Annotated in this window: 20 protein-coding genes and 1 tRNA gene; 12 read left to right on the top strand and 9 right to left on the bottom strand. The window is 71.3% G+C overall.

Annotation, left to right across the window (positions count from 1 at the left end; all coding sequences use genetic code 11):
* Positions 1–18 precede the first annotated feature (18 nt).
* Positions 19–510, top strand: coding sequence for a hypothetical protein (locus H9Y04_RS31260; protein ID WP_306660195.1), 492 nt, complete (start codon positions 19–21; stop codon positions 508–510).
* A 123-nt stretch (positions 511–633) separates the two neighbouring features.
* On the opposite strand, the gene H9Y04_RS31265 is transcribed toward H9Y04_RS31260, so the two are convergent.
* Positions 634–1485 (bottom strand): spermidine synthase, encoded by an 852-nt coding sequence (locus tag H9Y04_RS31265; protein ID WP_187817462.1) that lies wholly within the window; start codon positions 1483–1485, stop codon positions 634–636.
* A 554-nt stretch (positions 1486–2039) separates the two neighbouring features.
* Here H9Y04_RS31265 and H9Y04_RS31270 point away from each other — a divergent pair.
* The gene (locus tag H9Y04_RS31270; protein ID WP_187817463.1) at positions 2040–2636 is read left to right on the top strand and encodes a histidine phosphatase family protein; all 597 of its coding nucleotides are present in this window, start codon (positions 2040–2042) and stop codon (positions 2634–2636) included.
* 45 nt (positions 2637–2681) lie between these two features.
* Here the strand turns inward: H9Y04_RS31270 and H9Y04_RS31275 are convergent, their stop codons facing one another.
* Positions 2682–4073, bottom strand: a complete 1392-nt coding sequence (locus H9Y04_RS31275) for an NsdA family TPR-like regulatory protein (protein WP_236071704.1) — start codon at positions 4071–4073, stop codon at positions 2682–2684.
* Between the two features lie 404 nt (positions 4074–4477).
* Here H9Y04_RS31275 and H9Y04_RS31280 point away from each other — a divergent pair, with 404 nt between their 5' ends.
* The 6 genes from H9Y04_RS31280 to H9Y04_RS31305 all read left to right on the top strand — a co-directional run bounded on the left by H9Y04_RS31280 (position 4478) and on the right by H9Y04_RS31305 (position 10662).
* Positions 4478–4933, top strand: a complete 456-nt coding sequence (locus tag H9Y04_RS31280; RefSeq protein WP_438818175.1) for a hypothetical protein — start codon at positions 4478–4480, stop codon at positions 4931–4933.
* A gap of 82 nt (positions 4934–5015) precedes the next feature.
* Positions 5016–6188, top strand: coding sequence for a hypothetical protein (locus tag H9Y04_RS31285; protein ID WP_187817464.1), 1173 nt, complete (start codon positions 5016–5018; stop codon positions 6186–6188).
* Positions 6179–7765 (top strand): hypothetical protein, encoded by a 1587-nt coding sequence (locus H9Y04_RS31290; RefSeq protein WP_187817465.1) that lies wholly within the window; start codon positions 6179–6181, stop codon positions 7763–7765. The genes H9Y04_RS31285 and H9Y04_RS31290 overlap by 10 nt, the downstream gene beginning before the upstream one ends.
* Positions 7762–9117: an AAA domain-containing protein gene (locus tag H9Y04_RS31295; protein WP_438818171.1), complete on the top strand. Its 1356-nt coding sequence runs from the start codon at positions 7762–7764 to the stop codon at positions 9115–9117. The genes H9Y04_RS31290 and H9Y04_RS31295 overlap by 4 nt, the downstream gene beginning before the upstream one ends.
* A gap of 53 nt (positions 9118–9170) precedes the next feature.
* On the top strand, positions 9171–9647 hold the full coding sequence (locus H9Y04_RS31300) for a MarR family winged helix-turn-helix transcriptional regulator (protein ID WP_187817466.1): 477 nt from the start codon (positions 9171–9173) through the stop codon (positions 9645–9647).
* Between the two features lie 79 nt (positions 9648–9726).
* Positions 9727–10662, top strand: coding sequence for an LLM class flavin-dependent oxidoreductase (locus H9Y04_RS31305; RefSeq protein WP_187817467.1), 936 nt, complete (start codon positions 9727–9729; stop codon positions 10660–10662).
* Here H9Y04_RS31305 and H9Y04_RS31310 read toward each other — a convergent pair.
* Complete coding sequence (locus H9Y04_RS31310; RefSeq protein ID WP_187817468.1) at positions 10652–10993, bottom strand: DUF8844 domain-containing protein; 342 nt, start codon at positions 10991–10993, stop codon at positions 10652–10654. The genes H9Y04_RS31305 and H9Y04_RS31310 overlap by 11 nt on opposite strands.
* 187 nt (positions 10994–11180) lie before the next feature.
* On the opposite strand from H9Y04_RS31310, the gene H9Y04_RS31315 reads away from it, so the two are divergent.
* Together H9Y04_RS31315 and H9Y04_RS31320 are read left to right on the top strand one after the other, a co-directional pair.
* Positions 11181–11765: a bifunctional DNA primase/polymerase gene (locus tag H9Y04_RS31315; RefSeq protein ID WP_187817469.1), complete on the top strand. Its 585-nt coding sequence runs from the start codon at positions 11181–11183 to the stop codon at positions 11763–11765.
* Positions 11756–11829 (top strand) — tRNA-Lys (locus H9Y04_RS31320). The genes H9Y04_RS31315 and H9Y04_RS31320 overlap by 10 nt, the downstream gene beginning before the upstream one ends.
* Positions 11830–12115: 286 nt before the next feature.
* Here the strand turns inward: H9Y04_RS31320 and H9Y04_RS31325 are convergent.
* From H9Y04_RS31325 to ehuB, 5 genes are all read right to left on the bottom strand, one after another.
* Positions 12116–12877 (bottom strand): IclR family transcriptional regulator, encoded by a 762-nt coding sequence (locus tag H9Y04_RS31325; RefSeq protein WP_187817470.1) that lies wholly within the window; start codon positions 12875–12877, stop codon positions 12116–12118.
* Positions 12878–13108: 231 nt separating this feature from the next.
* Positions 13109–13936, bottom strand: coding sequence for an ectoine/hydroxyectoine ABC transporter ATP-binding protein EhuA (gene ehuA, locus H9Y04_RS31330; RefSeq protein WP_187817471.1), 828 nt, complete (start codon positions 13934–13936; stop codon positions 13109–13111).
* The gene (gene ehuD, locus H9Y04_RS31335) at positions 13926–14573 is read right to left on the bottom strand and encodes an ectoine/hydroxyectoine ABC transporter permease subunit EhuD (RefSeq protein WP_187817472.1); all 648 of its coding nucleotides are present in this window, start codon (positions 14571–14573) and stop codon (positions 13926–13928) included. Before ehuD ends, ehuA begins: the two co-directional genes overlap by 11 nt.
* Positions 14570–15310, bottom strand: a complete 741-nt coding sequence (ehuC, locus tag H9Y04_RS31340; protein WP_187817566.1) for an ectoine/hydroxyectoine ABC transporter permease subunit EhuC — start codon at positions 15308–15310, stop codon at positions 14570–14572. Before ehuC ends, ehuD begins: the two co-directional genes overlap by 4 nt.
* Positions 15310–16266: an ectoine/hydroxyectoine ABC transporter substrate-binding protein EhuB gene (gene ehuB, locus H9Y04_RS31345; RefSeq protein WP_187817473.1), complete on the bottom strand. Its 957-nt coding sequence runs from the start codon at positions 16264–16266 to the stop codon at positions 15310–15312. The genes ehuC and ehuB overlap by 1 nt, the downstream gene beginning before the upstream one ends.
* Before the next feature lie 131 nt (positions 16267–16397).
* Here ehuB and H9Y04_RS31350 point away from each other — a divergent pair, with 131 nt between their 5' ends.
* Both H9Y04_RS31350 and H9Y04_RS31355 read left to right on the top strand, forming a co-directional pair.
* Positions 16398–16895 carry a DUF3830 family protein gene (locus H9Y04_RS31350; RefSeq protein WP_187817474.1) on the top strand — a complete coding sequence of 166 codons (498 nt, stop codon included), beginning with the start codon at positions 16398–16400 and terminating at the stop codon, positions 16893–16895.
* 75 nt (positions 16896–16970) lie between these two features.
* Positions 16971–17789, top strand: a complete 819-nt coding sequence (locus H9Y04_RS31355; RefSeq protein WP_187817567.1) for a DUF817 domain-containing protein — start codon at positions 16971–16973, stop codon at positions 17787–17789.
* Here H9Y04_RS31355 and H9Y04_RS31360 read toward each other — a convergent pair.
* Positions 17764–18231: a winged helix DNA-binding protein gene (locus H9Y04_RS31360; protein WP_187817475.1), complete on the bottom strand. Its 468-nt coding sequence runs from the start codon at positions 18229–18231 to the stop codon at positions 17764–17766. The two genes, H9Y04_RS31355 and H9Y04_RS31360, sit on opposite strands and share 26 nt — an antisense overlap.
* Between the last annotated feature and the right edge of the window lie 24 nt (positions 18232–18255).

Here is an 18255-nt window from a genome sequence, read left to right on the forward strand (position 1 = left end):
TGGGGGGTGCACACGGTGATGTCAGGCACGGCCTACGACCCGCCGCGCGCACTCCCGTTGACCGCTTCCCACGAGACGACCCAGCAGGCGGCGGACCCCGAGGGGTCCTCGACGCAGCGCCCCAAGGAGCCGTCGAAGTCCGGCAATTCGGACGATGGCTCCAAGTCGAGCAAACCGTCCGCATCCTCCTCGGGTACGGACGACAAGGGGACCTCGTCGTCCGGCAGCAGCACGCCGAGCAAGTCGGGCAGCGCTTCGCCCTCGACGTCGGCCCCGGCCGGCGACGTGCAGAGCTTCAACGTCTCCGGTGGCCGCGTGGTCTTCGAGATCCACGCGGATTACGCCGAGTTGGTCTCCGCGACGCCCAAGACCGGCTGGGAGATGCAGATCTGGAACCAGCAGGAGGAGCAGGACTGGATCCGCGTGACCTTCACCAAGGGCAACCGCGAGGTCTCGGTCTTCTGCACCTGGCACGACCATGCGCCGCAGGTGGAGATCGACGATCCGTGACGGCCTTCGCGGGCTCGCCGGAAGCGGGCTCGCTCAGAAGTCGCCGTATTCCTGCTCGGTCCTGTCCTCGACCATGCGCCAGCTGTCGCCGTCCTCTGCGAAGACGAGGACGCGGTTGCCGCGTCAGCGGAACACCCCGGGCGGTGGCGCCGGTGAGGCGGTGGCCGATGCGTCGCGTACGGGGGTCGCGCCGCCTGTGAAGTCGGTGAGGGGGCGGCCGTGTTCGACGCGGCCGGGGTGGGGGTCGGAGGCGATGCGGCGGGTGAGTTCGGCGACCGGGAGCTCTCGGTCGGCGGCGACGAGCACCGCGTTGCCGAAGCGCTTGCCGCGCAGCACCGCGGGGTCGATGGCCAGGGCGAGCTCGGGGAAGACGGCGGCCACGGTGGCGATCTGGCCGCGGAGGTGGGCGAGCGGTGGGCCGTCCGCGAGGTTGGCGGCGTAGTGGCCGCCGGGCCTGACCACCCTGCGTACCTCTTCGAGGAACTCGACGCTGGTCAGATGGGCGGGCGTGCGGGCCGCGCTGAACACGTCCGCGATCAGGAGGTCCGCCCAGCCCTCGGGGATCTTCGCGAGGCCCTCACGGGCGTCGGTGGAGCGCACCCTGATGCGGGCGGCGGGGTCCAACGGGAGCTCCCTGCGCACCAGTTGGACCAGGGCGGCGTCGCGCTCGACGATCTGCTGCGAGGAGCGCGGCCTCGTGGCGGCCACGTAGCGGGCCAGAGTGAAGCCGCCGCCGCCGAGGTGCACCACCTGCAGCGGTTTGCCGGGCGGTGCGATCAGGTCGATGACGTGGCCCAGGCGGCGCTGGTAGGAGAAGTCCAGATACGTGGGGTCGTCGAGGTCCACGTGGGACTGGGGTGCGCCGTCCACGAGGACGTTCCAGGCGCGCGGCCGGTCCGGATCGGGTATCAGCTCCGCGAGCCCCCCGTCGACCGCCTCGACCACGGCCTGAGCTGCGCTTTTCCTTCTGGCCATCTGGCCATTATGGGGCGCGGCGGGGGGTGGCCGCGCTGCGAGCCCGGTGGCGCGGGAGGCCGCCTGTTCCGCCGTGTCCTCTGCACCCGCTGTTTCGTCTTGGGTCGGTGCCGGGGTGGGATACCTGGTTTTCGGGCAATGTGGGCCGGTACCGAGGGACTCACGTCGTTGCTAACGGACCGCCCGAAAACCAGGCACCCCACCCCGTCCCCTCCGGCCGCATCGCGGCTGCCGGACGGAGCGTCCACTTCCAGCCCGTCCGGCGTTTGAGGACGAGCGCCGTCCAGGCGTGAAAAGGGGGCAAGGGGCGAGGCCCCAAAGTGGCCCACCCACCCGGGGGCCCGGGGGCGCAGCCCTCGGTTTCGGGAAGGGGCGGGGTGGGGGAGAAAAGCCCGCCGCAGGCGCAGCCCACCCGCTGCCGCGCTCGGCCCGTTGCGCGAGGGGCCGGACCGCCCGCGCATACCCGGAAGGCGCGCGTGCGCGATGATGGACAGGCGAGGCGATCAATGGCGATACGCCCCTTACGTACACATTCCGTAGTTCTGGAGCGCACCATGGCAGCCCGTATCCTCCTCGCCCGGCACGGTCAGACCGCCTGGTCCCTGTCCGGCAAGCACACCGGGCGGACGGACATCCCCCTGCTCGACGAGGGACGCGACGGGGCCAAACTGCTCGGGGAGCGGCTGCGGCGGGCACCGTACGACGGGCTCGCAGGGGTCGAGGTGCGGACCTCGCCGCTCGTACGGGCGGCCGAGACCTGCGAGATCGCCGGATTCGGCGAGCGCGCCGAGCCCTGGGACGCCCTCATGGAGTGGGACTACGGGGCGTACGAGGGGATGACCCCGGCCGAGATCCAGGCGATCCGCCCGGGCTGGTTCATCTGGCGGGACGGCGTCCCGGAAGGCGAGACGCTGGCCGAGGTCACCGCCCGCGCGGACGAGGTGGTCGCCTGGGCCCGCTCGGCGGACCGCGACGTGCTGATCTTCGCGCACGGCCACATCCTGCGCTCGATCGGCGCCCGCTGGCTGGGCCTCCCCCTCGACTTCGCGGCCCGGATCCGCCTGAACCCCACGTCGCTCTCGGTCCTGGGCTGGGCCTACGACGCCCCGGCGATCGAGTCGTGGAACGAGACGGGCCACCTGGAGGCCTGAGCGGGCACCCCCAGCCCGGGGCTCAGACGATCCGGCCCGCACTCCTCAGGCGATCCGGCCCACCCCCCGGTGCCGCTCCAGGAAGCGGGCGACCCCGGGCACCCGACCGTGCGGAAGCAGAACGCGGGCCGTGGCGCGCAGTATCGACTGGACCCGGCTCGACTGGACCTCGCCGAGGAGGTCGAGGACGCGACGGCCCGCCGCGGCGGCCTCGTCGGGGCGGCCCGCACGGGCCAGGTCGTCGGCGAGCTCCGCCGTGTAGAGCGCGATGTTGCGCTTGAAGTGCGGATCCTGGAGGGCCACGGCCCTGCGCGCATGGCTCGACGCCCTCGACCACTTGCCGAGCGCGGACCAGCACTGGGCTTCGAGCCCTGCCAGCTCCGCCGCGCCGAAGAAGGACATCCACTCGGGATCGGCGTCGGACGGGCCCCGCCCGAACAGCCGCTGGGCCCGCGTGAGCGCCTCCTCGCAGCCCGTACGGTCGGACAGCGCCGCGAGCCCGCCCGCCTCGCGCAGCGCGAGCAGCGAGAGCAGCCGGTCGGAGCCGAGCGGCCCGGCCGCCCGCTGCGCGGCCTGCGCCGCACGGACCGCCTCGCGGGGCCGGCCGGCGTCGCGGGCCAGGAAGGACATATTGCAGAACGCGTGCGCCTCCAGACCCGGATCGCCGAGCAGCCGCGCGGTGGCCAGCGCCTCCCCGTAATGCGAGCGCGCATCCTCGTAACGGCCCGAGTCATGCGCCAACCAGCCCACGGAGATGGCCAGTTCACCGGCGCTCGCCTGCAGCCTGTCGGTGACGGACTGGCGCGCCGCGCCCTCGTCGAGCAGTGCGTACGCACTGCGCAGGGGCGCTGCCGCGCGCTGGTAGAGGCCGTCGGCGCCGTGCCGGTCGTCGAGCAGCCGGATCCTGCGGACGGCCTCCTCCACCGCGTCGGCCTCCGCACCGCCCACCCGCCGCCGGGGCTGTTCGCCGCCGGGGATCTGGGCGAGCGAGGCGGTGGCCACCGCGGCCGTGGTGCCGGTCATGAACACGCGACGCAGCACGTCGCTCTCCTCTGGATGTTTCTCCGGGTGGTTCTCTGCATGGTTCTCCGGGCGCCTCGAGTACGGCGTGACGCCCGACGGTTCGGACAGGGCGCCCGTCCCGTGGAGCTCTTCCGGTACGCGCGGCAGCTCGGTGCGCGGCGCGGGCGCACGAGCCGCGCTGCGCGCCCCCCGCCCGCGGACCGTCTCGCGGGGCGCGAACCCCAGGTCGGTCAGCGCACGGCCGGGGAACATGTGCAGAAAGACCCGCTCGTACGCGTAGTTCGGGCAGCGGATCTCGCCGGCCTCCACCCGCCCGATGTAGCGCGCGTCGCACGAGACCCGTTCCCCGATCTCCCGCGCGGCCCTGCGCACGGCCGCGGCGAACTCGCCCGGCGACAGGCTGCCCCGCAGCATCCGGAAGGCCCGGTTCGGCCGGGGCGCACCGGGCGGCGCAGGCGGCGGACTCGCCGCGGTCGCCGAGGTCAGTGCGGTCGCTGAGGTCAGTGCAGTCGCGGAACTCACTGCGGTCAGTGAATTCGCTGAAGTCCGCGAGGACGACGCCATGGAACAGCCCTCTCGTCACGGCTCACGGTGGTTCCGGCGTCACGCTCCGGTGGCTCCGGCGGGCAACGAACGTACCGGGAGTGACGGGTGCGGCACACAGAGTTTTGCTACAAACCGGAAATCCCAGCCACGATCCGCCATGAACTGCCATCCAATGCGGCGATTCGACACCGTAGCCGTTGACTTGGCCGCGCGTTGAACCATGCGGTGAGCACTCCCAGACCGTGTGTCCTGAGCCAGGAGGAGTTCCCTTGTTGGAAGCCACCGCGCCGGCCCCGAAACCCGTCCCGCCCCCGCCGCCCCTGACCTCGCCGGCCTCGACCGCACAGCACCGGCCGACCCTGGACCGCAGCGCCCCGCCGGGCGAGTGCGATCTGGTGACCGTGCCGACGCGGCAGGGCCTCGAAGCCGTGGACATCCTGCGCCGCGGTGCGCCGTCGGTCGGGCCCGTCCTGCACGACGACAGCCACGACACCCTCGGCTTCGTCGTCCCGGCCGGCACGGCCGACGGCTGGGACCTGCCGGGCTCGGCCTGCACCCAGACGGCGGGCCGCGGTCTGCCCCTCGCGTCACCGTCCACGGCGTACGCGAAGGCGGGCTGGCTGCTGCCGCCGACGGACGGGGATCCGGTGACGGACCCCGCGGCGCTGCGCGCGGCACTCGGCGAAGCGGCGCGGATGATCGCGGCCGCGGACGGGTGCAGGGAGTAGGACGGGCCGTCCCGCCCACCGCAGGACCCGTCCGCAACAGGACTCACCCCTGTTGTCAGTGGGAAATGCGAGACTCTCGCAGGTGAGCGAAATCCCGACCTCCACCGAGCCGCTGCGCGCCCGGCTGGCCGCCCTGCGCGGCCCAGCCGCCCTGCCCAAGCCCCTGGACGCCAGGGCGCTCGCCGCCCTCGCGGCCAACCCCGGCTGCCGCAGGCGCGCGTTGCTCGACGGCGCCGGGGTGGACAAGTCCGCGCTGGCCGAGGCGCTCGGCTCGCCCTCCGGGTTCGGGCAGTCGCAGTTCGCGTTCATCCGCGGCAATGCCTTCGAGGCGCGGGTCAAGGCGGACGGTGGCGCCGAGTTGCTCCGCCTCGCCCACCAGCGCCTGGGCGGCGGACCCGAGCCCACCGCCGACACCACCGTTGTGCCCGACCTCGCCGCCGTCGGACCCGAGGGCCGCGCCGCCCGCACCGCGCTCGCCCTGCGGGACGCACGGGCGGGCGTCTGGACGCTGCTCGACCATCCGATGGTCGCGCTCGACGTCGCGGGCTCGCCCGCGTTCCTGGAGCCGGATGCCGTGGTGGTGCATCCCGACGGCCGCTGGACGGTCGTCGAGATCAAGTCCTTCCCGATGATCGACGGTTCGGCCGATGCCGCGAAGGTCGGGGCCGCGGCCCGCCAGTCGGCGGTCTATGTGCTCGCCCTGGAGCAGATCGCCGCCCGTCTCGACCCCTCCCCCGAGGTCGGCCACAGCGTCCTCCTCGTCTGCCCCAAGGACTTCTCCAACCTGCCGACGGCCTCGGTCGTCGACGTGCGCAAGCAACGGGCCGTGACCGCACGCCAGTTGGCCCGGCTCACCCGGATCGAGGAGATCGCCGACACCCTCGCACCCGGCACGACCTTCGACCTCGAACAGCCGGCCGCGCAGCTGACCGGCGCCGTCGAGTCGGTGCCCGCCACGTATGCCCCCGAGTGCCTGGCCGCCTGCGAGCTGGCCTTCCACTGCCGCGACCGGGCCCGCGAGCGCGGCGCGGTGACCGCGCTGGGCCGCTCGCTCCGCGGCGACCTCGGCGAACTGACCACGGTGGACGCGGTGTTGTCCGCGGCCCGCGGCGAGAGCGGCGATCCGGCCGACCCCGCGGTCGCGGCCCTGCGCCGCGCCGCCGCCCTGCGCGAGGAGGCGCTCGCGGCCGCGCCGCCTCCTCCCCGTACGGAAGAGACGGCGGTCGTACGGGAAGGAGGCGCCGCATGTCGTTGATCGCGACCTTGGCGCGTCTCCAGGCGGTGCAGAGCGGACGGGCGCAGCCGATGGCCACCGTGCGGCACCGCAGACTGTCCGAACGGCCGCTTGTCTTCGTGCCGTTGACCACCGCGGGCGAGGCGGGCGCGCCGCTCGGCGCGCTCGTCGGGACCGACCGCGGGCGGCCCCGCCTCCTCGTCGTGCCGCAGCCGCGCGACCGCGAGCTGCGGTTCGCCTTCCTCGCCGAGCTGGCCGAGGTCGTACTGCCGTATGTGGAGTCCTTCGCCGAGGAGACTCAGGCGGAGACCCGCAATGAGACGGATCCGGAGACCGGCAAGAAGGTCAAGGTCGAGGTCGAACTGTGCGTGGACGCACCGCAGTTGATCGTGCCGAGCCGGGCCGGTGTGGAGTTCGTACGGCTGCTCGGGCGCTCCATGCGCTTCCGCAGGACCGCCGAACAGGACCCGGACACCCCCTATCCCGCGCCGCCCCGCGTGCCGTTGCTCGGGCGGTGGCTGACGCACTTCGGCGAGCGGGCCCATGTGCCGGGCTCCGCGCAGCTCCTGGCCATGACCGAGCTGCTCGGACGGCACTGGGCCACCGGTCAGTCCAGCCTGGAGGACCAGCACCTGGGCGCGCTGCTCTCCTGGATCGACCCGCCGGTCGGGACAAGCGGCGCCGAGGCCGCCCACCAGGCCGAGCTGGGCCGCGACAAGGAGGGCCAGCTCCTGTGCCCGCCCGCCGGGCCCGCCACCGATCCGGCCTTCGACAACCGGCTGCTCGCGCCCGCCATCGAGCGCTTCGACCGGGCCCGTACCGCACTCCAGGCGGCCGAGGACGGCCTGGACGCGGACGACCGGCTCGGTGAACTGGCCGCCGCGCAGCGGGAGATCGCCGCACTGATCGAGAGCCGCACCCGGCCCACCTGGGACGCGGTCTGGCGCGGACTCGACCTCCTGCGCACCCTGCCCGAGGCACCCCGCAGCGCCGAGCGCTGGACGCGCGACCTCTGGTCGTACACCGGTCACCGCGACCGCGTCCTGGCGGGCGAACCTCCGCAGCCGCGCCGCGACGACGCGGTCACCGCGGCCCGCAAGCTGCAGCGGCGCGAGGAGGCGCAGGCCAGGCTCGAAGCGCAGGAGGCCCTGGACGATCCGCTGGTGATGGCCGGACGGCGGCTCACCGGGGAGGCCTTCGTGGGCGAGGTGACCGAGGCGGTCATGACGTACACCGAGGACAAGCGGCCACGGCCGCGCCCGCTGATCACCGTATGGACGGAGGACCAGCCGCATCTGGGTGCGGGGGCGAAGGTGTACCGGTCGCTCCAGGGCAAGCCGCAGAGCGCCGAGTTCATCGGATACGAGGAGGGCGGTGTGGTGCTGCGGATCCTGGACAAGATGGGGCGCGGCAAGGAGCCCGACGAAGGGTCGGTGCCCACGAAGGGCGACCGGCTGTGCTGGACGCTCTTCGAGCACGACGCGCGCGGCGGCGCGAAGCTGCCCGACGCCGAGCAGACCCCGTGGACCCACGGCGGCCCGCCCGGTGAGCCGACGGCCGAACAACCCGACCCGCTGACCCCGGAGGACGTGCTGTGACCGCCCTGGACGGATCCACGGCAGCGGATTTCGATCCGTCCGCGGCCGCCACCGAGGCCACCACCGCGATCCTGCGCGACACCCTGCACGGCACGGACCGCGGCGTGGTCGTCGACTCCCCGCCGGGCGCGGGCAAGTCGACCCTGGTGGTGAACACGGCACTCGAACTGGCCGCCGCGGGACGCCCGTTGATGGTCGTCGCCCAGACCAACGCCCAGGTCGACGACCTCGTGCTGCGCCTGGCCGAGAAGAACCCGGACCTCCCCGTCGGCCGGCTGCACAGCAGCGACGCCGACGCCTACGACAAGGCGCTCGACGACCTCCCGCAGGTCCGTACGTCCTCGAAGGCCGGTGATCTGGCCGGCCTCGACGTGGTCCTGTCGACCGCCGCGAAGTGGGCGCACGTCAAGGACGTGGAGCCCTGGCAGCACGCGATCGTCGACGAGGCGTACCAGATGCGATCGGACTCCCTGCTCGCCGTCGCCGGGCTCTTCGAGCGCGCTCTGTTCGTGGGCGACCCGGGCCAGTTGGACCCGTTCTCGATCGTGGGCTCCGAGCAGTGGGCGGGGCTGTCGTACGACCCGTCGGCCAGCGCGGTCAGCACGCTCCTCGCGCACAATCCGCAGCTCCCCCAGCACCGTCTGCCGGTCTCCTGGCGCCTTCCCGCGTCCGCGGCGCCGCTGATCTCCGACGCGTTCTACCCCTTCACGAAGTTCCGCAGCGGCACCTCGCACGGGGACCGCGCCCTCAGCTTCGGCGTCACGGGCGACGGCTCCGCGCACGACCGCGTCCTGGACGAGGCCGCGGCCTCCGGCTGGGGCCTGCTGGAGCTGCCGGCCCGGCACACCCCGCGCACCGACCCGGAGGCCGTACAGGCCCTGGCCCTGGTGGTGCGCAGGCTCCTGGACCGCGGCGGGGTCACCGTCAGCGAGCGCTCGCCGGATCCGGCGCCGCTCACCGCGGACCGTATCGCCGTCGGCACGGCTCACCGCGACCAGGCCGCGGCGGTCCGAACGGCCCTGGCGGATCTGGGAGTCCAGGGCGTCACGGTCGACACGGCCAACCGGCTCCAGGGCCGCGAGTACGACGTCACGGTCGTGCTGCACCCGCTCTCCGGCCGCCCCGACGCCACGGCCTTCCACCTGGAGACGGGCCGGCTGTGCGTGCTCGCCTCGCGGCACCGGCACGCGTGCATCGTGGTCTGCCGGGCCGGGGTCGCCGAGCTGCTCGACGAGCATCCGTCGACGGAGCCGGTGCAGCTGGGCGTCACGGTGAAGTTCCCCGACGGCTGGGACGCGAACCACACGGTGCTCTCGCACCTGAGCGAGCACCGGGTCTCCTACCGGCCCTGACGACCCCCTTCACCCATAGTTCGCAGTACGAATTACGGTGTTACGCTGACCGCGTGGGCGAAAAAGACGAAAAGGGCAGCGGTCAGCTCGGCGTGGTGGCCGCACTAGTGCGGTCGTCATTCCTGGTGAATGCCGTGTACGCGGAGTCGGGGCGCGAGTACGGACTCACGCCGCAGCAGGGACAGTTGCTGTGCGTCCTGATGGCGCGGCCGTACGGGATGGGCGAGTTGGGCTCGGTGCTGCGGCTCGCCAAGTCCAGCCTGACCGGGCTCGTCGACCGGACGGCACGCAACGGCCTGGTCCGGCGCGAGCCGGACCCCGAGGACAGCCGTGCGGTACGGGTGGCCCTGACCCCCGAAGGCGCCGATCTGGCGCGGGACTTCTATGCCGAGACCTGCCGCCGCGTCGACCGGCTGCCCGACGGCCTGACGGCCGAGGATCGGGAGCTGCTCGCCGGGCTGCTCAGCCGCGTGGTGCACGACAACGAGGTGCCCGAGGTGTTCCTGCGGGCAGGCGGCGGCACGGAATGACATGAGCGGTTGCAGTTCGTAGTACGAACTAATAAAGTTCGCACTACGAACTCAATACTCCCTGTGGAGGCGTCGCATCATGTCCGCACCCGCCATCCCTCTGTTCGGTTTCGGAGCGCACAGCACCCTCGACGAAGGGCCTGAGCTGCTCCGCATGGTGCAGCAGGCCGACCGTGACGGCCTCGACCACTTCTCGCTCTCGGACCACCCGTACATCGGCGAGCGCCTGGACGCGTACGCCACGATCGCCTTCCTGCTCGGCCGTACGCGGCACATCGCGGGGTTCGCCAACGTCACCAATCCGACCCGGCCGCCCGCGATGCTGTCGCGCACCCTGACCTCGCTCTCCGCACTGAGCGACGGCCGCGTGATCCTGGGGATGGGCGCGGGCGGGATCTGGGACCGGATCGCCGACATGGGCGTCGAGAAGCTCACGCCCGCCCAGGCCGTGGAGGCCTTCGAGGAGGCGATCGTCCTGGTCAGGAAGCTGTCGGGCGGGGGCGCCCCGGTCACGTTCGAGGGCAGGCACTTCCAGGTGCGGAACATCGCGCCCTCCCCGGTGCCCGCTCCCCCGGTCTGGACGGGTTCGGTGGGCCGCAAGTCGCTCGCCGTGACCGGCCGCGTGGCCGACGGCTGGATCCCGGGCCACGCGGCGGACTGGCTCAGCGAGCGCTACCGCGACTCACGGCCGGTGATCGACGAGGCGGCCCGCGCCGTGGGCCGCGCCCCCGCCGAGATCGCCACGGTCTTCAATCTGCCCGGCCGCATCACGGACGCGCCGCTTCCTGCCACGCGGGACGCCGAGGGGAAGTGGCTGGGCGGCAGCGTCGCGCAGTGGACCGAGGAGCTGACCGCCGCGGTGCTCGACCACGGAGCGGCCGGCTTCACGCTCTTCTCCCCCAAGGGCGGCACGCAGGACGCGGTGTCGGTGGGGCGCTGGTCCGCGGAGATCGCGCCGGCGGTACGGGAAGCGGTGGCGAAGGAGAGCTCTCCGGCAGGCAGCGTCAGTCGCTGAGCCCCCGGCTCTGCAAGGCCCGCCCGAACTCGACCATCTTCTTCGCATAGTCCTCGGTCCACTCCGCGCGCTCCGCGATCGCCGCCGCCGTCAGACGGTCAAAGCGGTGCGGGTCGGCCAGCTGGGCAGCGGCGATGGCCTGGTACTCGATGGCCCGGTCGGTCGCGGCGCGGAACGCGAGGGTCAGCTCGGTGGCACGGGAGAGCAGCTCCCGGGGGTCCTCGATCGACTCCAGGTCGAAGAAGTGCTCCGGGTCGGCGGCGGCCGTGGTGGGCTCGAAGAGCAGGGGTGCCGGACGCAGTCGCCGCTCTGTCCGCTCGGGCTCCGCCATGCCGGTCCTTTCGTCGTACGGTGCGTGGGCCTGTGGGCCGCCTTCCATTGTCCCGGGCCGCGCAAGAGGGCCTCACCGTACGGGGCTGGCATATGCCGGGCGGACGGTACTGCACGGACCGCCCGGGCGTCCCGGAAATCCGTAACCCCGTGAGGCCGCGCCCTTACCGGCGGTACATGTAGATGCCATGAGCACTCGGCTGACCAGCAAGCACCCCGTCGAAGCGCATGCCGGATCCGTGACGCCCGAGGGCGCCCTGTGGCTGGCCTCCGCGACCTCCTATCCGCGCTCCACCCTCGCCCTGTGGGACGCACGGCCCACCGCCCCCGTGGTGCTGCCCTGCGGAACCGCCTTCGACGTCGTGAGCGTGCCGGCGATCTTCGGGCGCAAGATGCTGGACCGGCTGTGGGAGGAGGGCCCGGGCTCGGGGCCCGTCGCGACGTACCGCGGCCGCATGCTGATCTTCGCCGCGCCCGGTACCGCGCACCGGCTGCCGTCGCTGCTCGCGTGGGAGGAGTGGGGCTCGGCGGTACCCACCCCGCTGTGCCACGGGGCGGGGGACGCGGTGACCGTGCCGGCTCCGGTCTCGGAGCCCGTGGGCCGCGACGGTTCGCGCTGGTTAGTGGCCCCGGACACCCGTCACCCCTGGCTGCCGGGCCCCGAGGTCCTTCTCTGGGCGGGCGTGAAGGCCGCGAGGTCGGCCGTACGCATATCGATTTTTCCTCCCCCGGATCAGGATGCTAAGGTCTACGACGTCAGCAGGCGCCGCTAGCTCAGTTGGTTAGAGCAGCTGACTCTTAATCAGCGGGTCCGGGGTTCGAGTCCCTGGCGGCGCACGCGATATCGAAAGGCCCTCCGCTTCGGCGGGGGGCCTTCGTCGTACGGTGAAGTCCGCGCCGCACGAATGGCGGCTGGGGGTCCGGGGGTTATCCCCCGGGTAAATGCAGCATCAGCGGGTCCGGGGTTCGAGTCCCTGGCGGCGCACGCGATAACGAAAGGCCCTCCGCTTCGGCGGGGGGCCTTCGTCATACCCGATGCATGAAGGAGGCCCCCCGCTCTGCGGAGAGCCTTCATCGTTTGTCTTCAGACCACACCCCGGCCCCGGAACCCGGCCGGTCGGCCTCAGATCGCCAACGACAGCAGAACCGGCGCCGCCCCACGGTTCAACGTGTCCGCCGCGGCCCGCAGCCGGTGTGCGTGTTCGACCGGCATCGAGAGCGCCAGGCAGCCCACCGCCGCGCCCGCCGTGATCGGGACCGCCGCGCAGACCGTGCCGACCGCGTACTCCTGGAGGTCCAGGACCGGGACGGTCGGGGGCTGGGCGTCGAGGCGGCTGAACAGCAGCCGCTCGTTGGTGATCGTGCGGGACGTGAGACGGGCCGGCTTGTGGCGGGACAGATGGTCCCTGCGGCCGTTCATGTCGAGCTGCGTCAGAAGCGACTTGCCGACCGCGCTCGCGTGGGCCGCGGAGCGGAAGTCCACCCACTCGTTCACCGCGGGGGCCTCGGGGCCGGCCGCGTACTGCATGATGCGGACCTCCCCGTCGACATACCGGCTGATGTAGACGGCGGCGCCGACCGAGTCGCGCAGCCGGTCGAGCGTGACCTGGAGCTGGTCAGTGATGGCCTGCTGACGGTCGGGCGATGCGGAGCCGAGCCGGGAGAGCGAGTCCCCGCTGAGGTACGCACCATCGGTGTCCTGCTGGACGTAACCCTCGCGGCGCAGCATGAGCAGCAGCGCGGACAACTGCTTTGCGGGCAGGCCGGTTTCGCGGGCGATCTGGACATCCGTCACGCCCGCAGCGTGCCGCGCCACGGTTTCAAGCACACGCAAGGCGTGCTGCACCGAGTGGTACGGCGCGGTCGACTCAGGCTTCAGCGCCACGGTTTCCCCCTGCATGGACCGGTTCCGGACAGCTGGGCTCCGTACCACGATAGCCGTCAAACGGGTTGCACGGAGGGGCTGTTGACGAGATTGATGGCGCGCTCCCGGCGGCGGACAGGCCGCCTGTCCAGGAACGCGCCACCCTGGCATATGCCACAGTCACAGGCTGAAGCCACCAGCTCGGGGAACGTGCCGCTCGCCGGGCTGTTGACGATCACTCACCGAGCGAAGTCACAGGACTGCGCTGAGGAATTCCCTCGTACGATCGTGATCAGGATCACCGAAGATCTTCTCCGGAGAGCCCGATTCCACGACCTTGCCGCCGTCGAACATCAGGACCTGGTCCGAGATGTCGCGGGCGAAGTTCATCTCGTGGGTCACGCAGAGCATCGTGATGTCGGTGGTGCGCGCGACGTCCCGCAGGACGTCGAGGACACCGGCCACCAGCTCCGGGTCGAGCGCCGAGGTCACCTCGTCGAGCAGCAGCACCTGCGGACGCATCGCCAACGCACGGGCGATCGCGACCCGTTGCTGCTGACCGCCCGAGAGCCGCGAGGGGTACTCGTCGCACCGGTCCGCGAGGCCGACCATGTCGAGCAGCTCGCGGGCGCGCGCCTCGGCCTCGTCCTTGGACAGGCCGAGCACCTGGACCGGGGCCTCCATGATGTTCTGCAGGACCTTCATGTTCGGGAAGAGGTTGAACTGCTGGAAGACCATCCCGATGTTCTTGCGGACCTCGCGGATGTGCTTCTCGCCGGCCGGCACCAGCTTGCCGCCGCGCTCCTCGTGCGTGAGGTAGTCGCCGCCGACCTTGATGGTGCCCTCGTCGGGCTTCACCAGGGTCATGAGCAGCCGCAGGATCGTGGTCTTTCCCGAGCCGGACGGGCCGATCAGGGTGACGTGCTTGCCCGAGTCCACGGAGAAGCACAGGTTGTCGAGCACCGTGTTGCCTGCGAAGCGCTTGGTGACCTTGTCGAAGCGGATCAGTTCGCTGCCGTCGACGGCCGGATTGGCGTCGGTGACAGGCGTGTTGGCGGTGTGCGGGGATTCAGCGGACAAGACGACGCTCCAGGACTCGGAGAAGAACAGAAGCCGGGTAGGCGATGACGATGAAGGCGAGGCCGACGATGCTGATCGCCTCGAAGGTGAAGGTCTCGTTGCTGAAGCCGCGCGCCTCGCCGAGCATTTCGAGGGCGCCGATGGCGGCCAGCTGAGGGGATTCCTTCAGCATCACGATCACGTAGTTGCCGAGCGCGGGGATCACGCGGCGCACGGCCTGCGGCAGGATCACCGCGGTCCAGGTGCGGCGCTTGGGCAGGCTCAGCGCGGTGGCCGCCTCCCACTGCCCCGCGGGCACGCCTTCGATACCGGCGCGGTAGACCTCGCTCGTATACGTGGAGTAGTGCAGGCCGAGTCCGACGATGCCCGTGACGAGGGGCGACATCGACGGGCCCCACTCGGGCACCACGTAGAAGAGGAAGAACAGCTGGACGAGCAGCGGGGTGTTGCGGATGAACTCCGTGAACGCCGCGACGGGCCAGCGGACCCAGCGGGTCGGGGAGCGCAGCGCGATCGCCCAGATGAGGCCGAGCACGAAGGCGATGACCGCACCGCCGGCCAGGGCCTGCAGGGTGACGAGGACGCCGTCCCAGAACCTCGGCATGAAGGCGTCCACGTTGGACCAGTCCCAGTTCACTTGGCACCCCCGGTACCCGCCGTGCCGGTCACGGCGTCGATGGACGAGCGCGAGCGCAGCCCGCCGAACAGGCCAGTCTTCTCCGGGGCCTGGCCGATCTTGGCCTTGGCGCGGCGCTCGAGGAGGCGCATCCCGCGGGTGAGCAGGAAGGCGAGGACGAAGTACAGGACCAGCAGAAGCGTGTAGATCGGGGCGCTCTCGCCCTTGACCAGGCGCAGCAGATTGCCGGAGAAGGTCATGTCGGCGACCGTGATCAGCGAGATCAGGGAGGTGCCCTTGAGCAGCTCGATCAGGAGGTTGTTGAACGGCGGCAGCATCTCGGGCCAGGCCTGCGGGATCTCGATCCGGCGAAGGCGCTGGATCCGCGTGAAGTTGAGGGCGATGCCCGCCTCGCGCTGGGCTGCCGGGACGGCGGCGAGCGCGCCGCGGACGATCTCGGATCCGTACGCCCCGTAGGTCAGACCGAGCGCGAGAACGCCCGCGGCCATTCCGTAGAACTGGATATGGAAGAGCATCGGGACCGTGAAGGCGATCCAGAACATGAAGACCAGCGAGGAGGTCGAGCGGAAGATCTCGAAGTAGGCACCGGCGAGGATCCGCACGATACGGCTGGGCGCGGCGCGCAGGACGCCGACGACGAAGGAGACGACGAAGGCGAGCGCGGCGCTGAAGAAGGTCACCTGGAGGGTGATCCAGATGCCGGGCAGGAACCAGTTCTCGAAGAACGCTCCGGTCATCATGCGGAGGCTCCCTTCCCGTACGCGTCGGGGCAGAGATCCTCGACCGTGAGGTCGGTCATCTCCTCCTTGGTGAACCCGAAGGGCTGCACCACGCGCAGGAGTTCGCCGCTCTTCTTCATCTTGTGGAGCTCTTCGTTGAAGGCGTCCCGCAGACGCTTCTCGGAGAGCCGGAAGGCGAATCCGCCCGCGCCGTAGGCCGGTTCGCCCTCGACCATCGGCTGGAAGGGCTCGGTCGCCTCCACGCCCGACTTGCCCTTGACCACGCCCTTCACGGTGACGTTGGTTCCGGCGAAGGCGTCGGCGCGGCCCTGGCGTACGGCGTCGAGGCCGGCCACCTGGTCGGGCAGCACCATGACTTCCTTGACCCCGGCGGCCTTCGCGTAGTCGATCTCCGCATAGGCCGTGCCGCTGGCGAGCTTCAGGCCCTTCTTCGCGATGTCCTCGTATCCCTTGATGCCGTGCGGGTTGCCGGCCTTGACGATGAAGGCGTCCTTCATCAGGTAGTCGGGGTCGGAGAAGAGGACTTCCTCGCAGCGGACCGGGTTGATGTACATGCCGGCCGAGACCACGTCGAACTGGTGGGCCTGGGTCAGCCCCGGGATCAGCGCCCCGAACTCCGTCGGCACCGCCACGACGTTCGGTATCCCGAGCCGCGGGAAGATCACCTTGGCGATCGCGGGTGCTTCGCCGGTGACCTCACCGTCCTCGTCGATGTAGCCGAAAGGGACCTCGCCGGCGACACCGATCCGTACTTTTCCGGCATCCCGTAGCCGGTCGAGCAGGTCACCGCCCTCGATCTTTCCCTCCGCCGGCACGCGGGTGCAGGCGGTCGTGGCGCCGAGCGCACCGAGCGCCGCGGCGCCCGCGAGCAGCGAGCGACGGCGGACGCGGTGACGGGTGAGCACCCCGGTGTCCGTGTTCTTCCCATGGTCGTTCCCAAGTGGTGGAGCCATGGCCGCGCGGCTACCCGAAGTCATTCGAGATATGCCGATCAATTTTCGCCAGACAGCCAGCAGCCCCGATGCGGATCGGGTGTTCTCACTTATGCACAAGGCGGTGTTGACCACGACGGGACGATGAACAGATGACGGCACAGACAGAACGCCACATCGAAGTCGCCCTGGACAAGCGCGGTGTCCGCTGCACCGCCCGGCTCCTGACCGAGAAGGCCCCCCTGACCTGCGCGGCCGTCTGGGACGCGCTGCCACTCGGGTCGCCCGTGTATCACGCCAAATACGCCCGCAACGAGATCTACGCCCTTTTCCCCGCCTTCGCCGAAAAGGAGCCGCCGCTCGAGAATCCCACGGTGACTCCGATTCCCGGCGACCTGTGCTATTTCACCTTTTCCGATACGGAATTGGGGACAAGTGCGTATGGATACGACACGGAACAGCGCGGCACGGTCGTCGATCTCGCCCTCTTCTACGAACGCAACAATCTGCTGCTCAACGGCGATGTCGGCTGGGTGCCGGGCATCGTCTGGGGGGAGATCACCGAGGGTCTCGACCGCATGGCGGAGGCCTGCCAGGACCTGTGGCGGGCGGGCGCGGTCGGCGAGACCCTGAGCTTCCGGCGGCTGTGACTCCCGCTGTCGCGGGCGTGCGTGATCGACCTCACGGGAACCCCTGGCGCGTGGCCGCTCGTCCCCACCTCCACCATGGTCGACTTCAGCGAGCACCACCTGCCGGGGCCCCGGCCCCCGTTCGTCCGCCAGCTGCTCGGTTTCGCCTGGATCCAGACCCGGGCCTGCGCGTTCGCCATCGCGCTGCTCTCCGGGGTCGCGGCCTCCGCTCTGCTGCCGGGCCTCCCGGTCGCGCGCTACGACCTGCTGCTCGTCTACGGCGTGCTGCTGACGCTGCTGTTCTGGGCGCGCGGCTGGGAGACCGGACGGGACCTCGCCGTGATCGCCGTCTGCCACGCCATCGGCCTTGCCTTCGAGTGGGTGAAGGTCTCCCTCGGCTCGTGGAGCTACCCGGAGCCGGCGGTTCTGAAGTTCGCCGGGGTCCCGCTGTACGGCGGCTTCCTGTACGCGGCCGTCGGCAGTTACGTCTGCCGCGCCTGGCACTTGTTCGACCTCGGCCTGGAGCGCTACCGGCCGAGGCCGACCGCCGTGGTGGCCGCGGCCGTGTACCTCAACTTCTTCACGCACCACTGGCTGCCGGACGCCCGCTGGCCGCTCGCCGCCGCCCTGCTGGCCGTCACGGCGGGCACCTGGGTGCATTTCACGGTGCGCGGGGTGCGCCGGTGGATGCCCCTCGCGCTGTCGTTCGTGCTGATCGGCTTCTTCCTGTGGGTGGCGGAGAACCTCGCCACGTACGCGGGCGCCTGGCGCTATCCGAACCAGCTCAACGGCTGGCAGCCGGTCGCACTGCACAAGTTCGGCGCCTGGGCCCTGCTCATCAGCATCACCTTCGTCCTGGCACAGGCCGCGAGGACGAAGGCGGGGGCCCTCAAGCCGGACCGCCCGCGTTCCTGATCAGCTGCCGCAGGACCTTCACCGTGGTCACGTAGTCCGCGTCGTCGACGCCCGCGTGCAGGGCGTCGCGGATCGCGGGGGCGTTGCGCTTGAGTTCGACGCGGGTCCGCTCCCCGAGTTCGGTCAGCCACAGCCGGTCGTCAGCGTCCCGCGACAGCCAGCCGCGCTCCACGAGCACCTCGGCCTGCGCGGCGAGATCGTCCTCGCGCCGGAGGTAGGACGCCATGGCCGCTTCGAGTTCGGCAAGGGTCATGCCCCGGCCGTCGGGCGAGATGTCGTGCACCGAGAGGTTGCGCAGCAGCCAGTACTGCGGCTGGGTGCAGCCCTGTTCGGCCAGCCGGGCGCGGATGTACGCGATCGTCGCCTCGTAGGCGAGGCCGGTCCAGTACGCGACGGGCTGCGCGGCGAGCTCGGCGTCGGACATCTCCTGGGTGGTGGTCATGGCCGTCCCCTCCTGGCGTTCGGC

It is taken from the genome of Streptomyces polyasparticus (assembly GCF_014493765.1).
GTDB lineage: Bacteria > Actinomycetota > Actinomycetes > Streptomycetales > Streptomycetaceae > Streptomyces > Streptomyces polyasparticus.

Coding starts and splice junctions, on each gene's coding strand:
- H9Y04_RS31260 (WP_306660195.1), top strand. CDS start 19: ATGTCAGGCACGGCCTACGACCCGCCGCGCGCACTCCCGTTGACCGCT.
- H9Y04_RS31265 (WP_187817462.1), bottom strand. CDS start 1,485: ATGGCCAGAAGGAAAAGCGCAGCTCAGGCCGTGGTCGAGGCGGTCGAC.
- H9Y04_RS31270 (WP_187817463.1), top strand. CDS start 2,040: ATGGCAGCCCGTATCCTCCTCGCCCGGCACGGTCAGACCGCCTGGTCC.
- H9Y04_RS31275 (WP_236071704.1), bottom strand. CDS start 4,073: ATGCTGCGGGGCAGCCTGTCGCCGGGCGAGTTCGCCGCGGCCGTGCGC.
- H9Y04_RS31290 (WP_187817465.1), top strand. CDS start 6,179: ATGTCGTTGATCGCGACCTTGGCGCGTCTCCAGGCGGTGCAGAGCGGA.
- H9Y04_RS31305 (WP_187817467.1), top strand. CDS start 9,727: ATGTCCGCACCCGCCATCCCTCTGTTCGGTTTCGGAGCGCACAGCACC.
- H9Y04_RS31310 (WP_187817468.1), bottom strand. CDS start 10,993: ATGGCGGAGCCCGAGCGGACAGAGCGGCGACTGCGTCCGGCACCCCTG.
- H9Y04_RS31315 (WP_187817469.1), top strand. CDS start 11,181: ATGAGCACTCGGCTGACCAGCAAGCACCCCGTCGAAGCGCATGCCGGA.
- ehuC (WP_187817566.1), bottom strand. CDS start 15,310: ATGACCGGAGCGTTCTTCGAGAACTGGTTCCTGCCCGGCATCTGGATC.
- ehuB (WP_187817473.1), bottom strand. CDS start 16,266: ATGGCTCCACCACTTGGGAACGACCATGGGAAGAACACGGACACCGGG.
- H9Y04_RS31350 (WP_187817474.1), top strand. CDS start 16,398: ATGACGGCACAGACAGAACGCCACATCGAAGTCGCCCTGGACAAGCGC.
- H9Y04_RS31355 (WP_187817567.1), top strand. CDS start 16,971: ATGGTCGACTTCAGCGAGCACCACCTGCCGGGGCCCCGGCCCCCGTTC.
- H9Y04_RS31360 (WP_187817475.1), bottom strand. CDS start 18,231: ATGACCACCACCCAGGAGATGTCCGACGCCGAGCTCGCCGCGCAGCCC.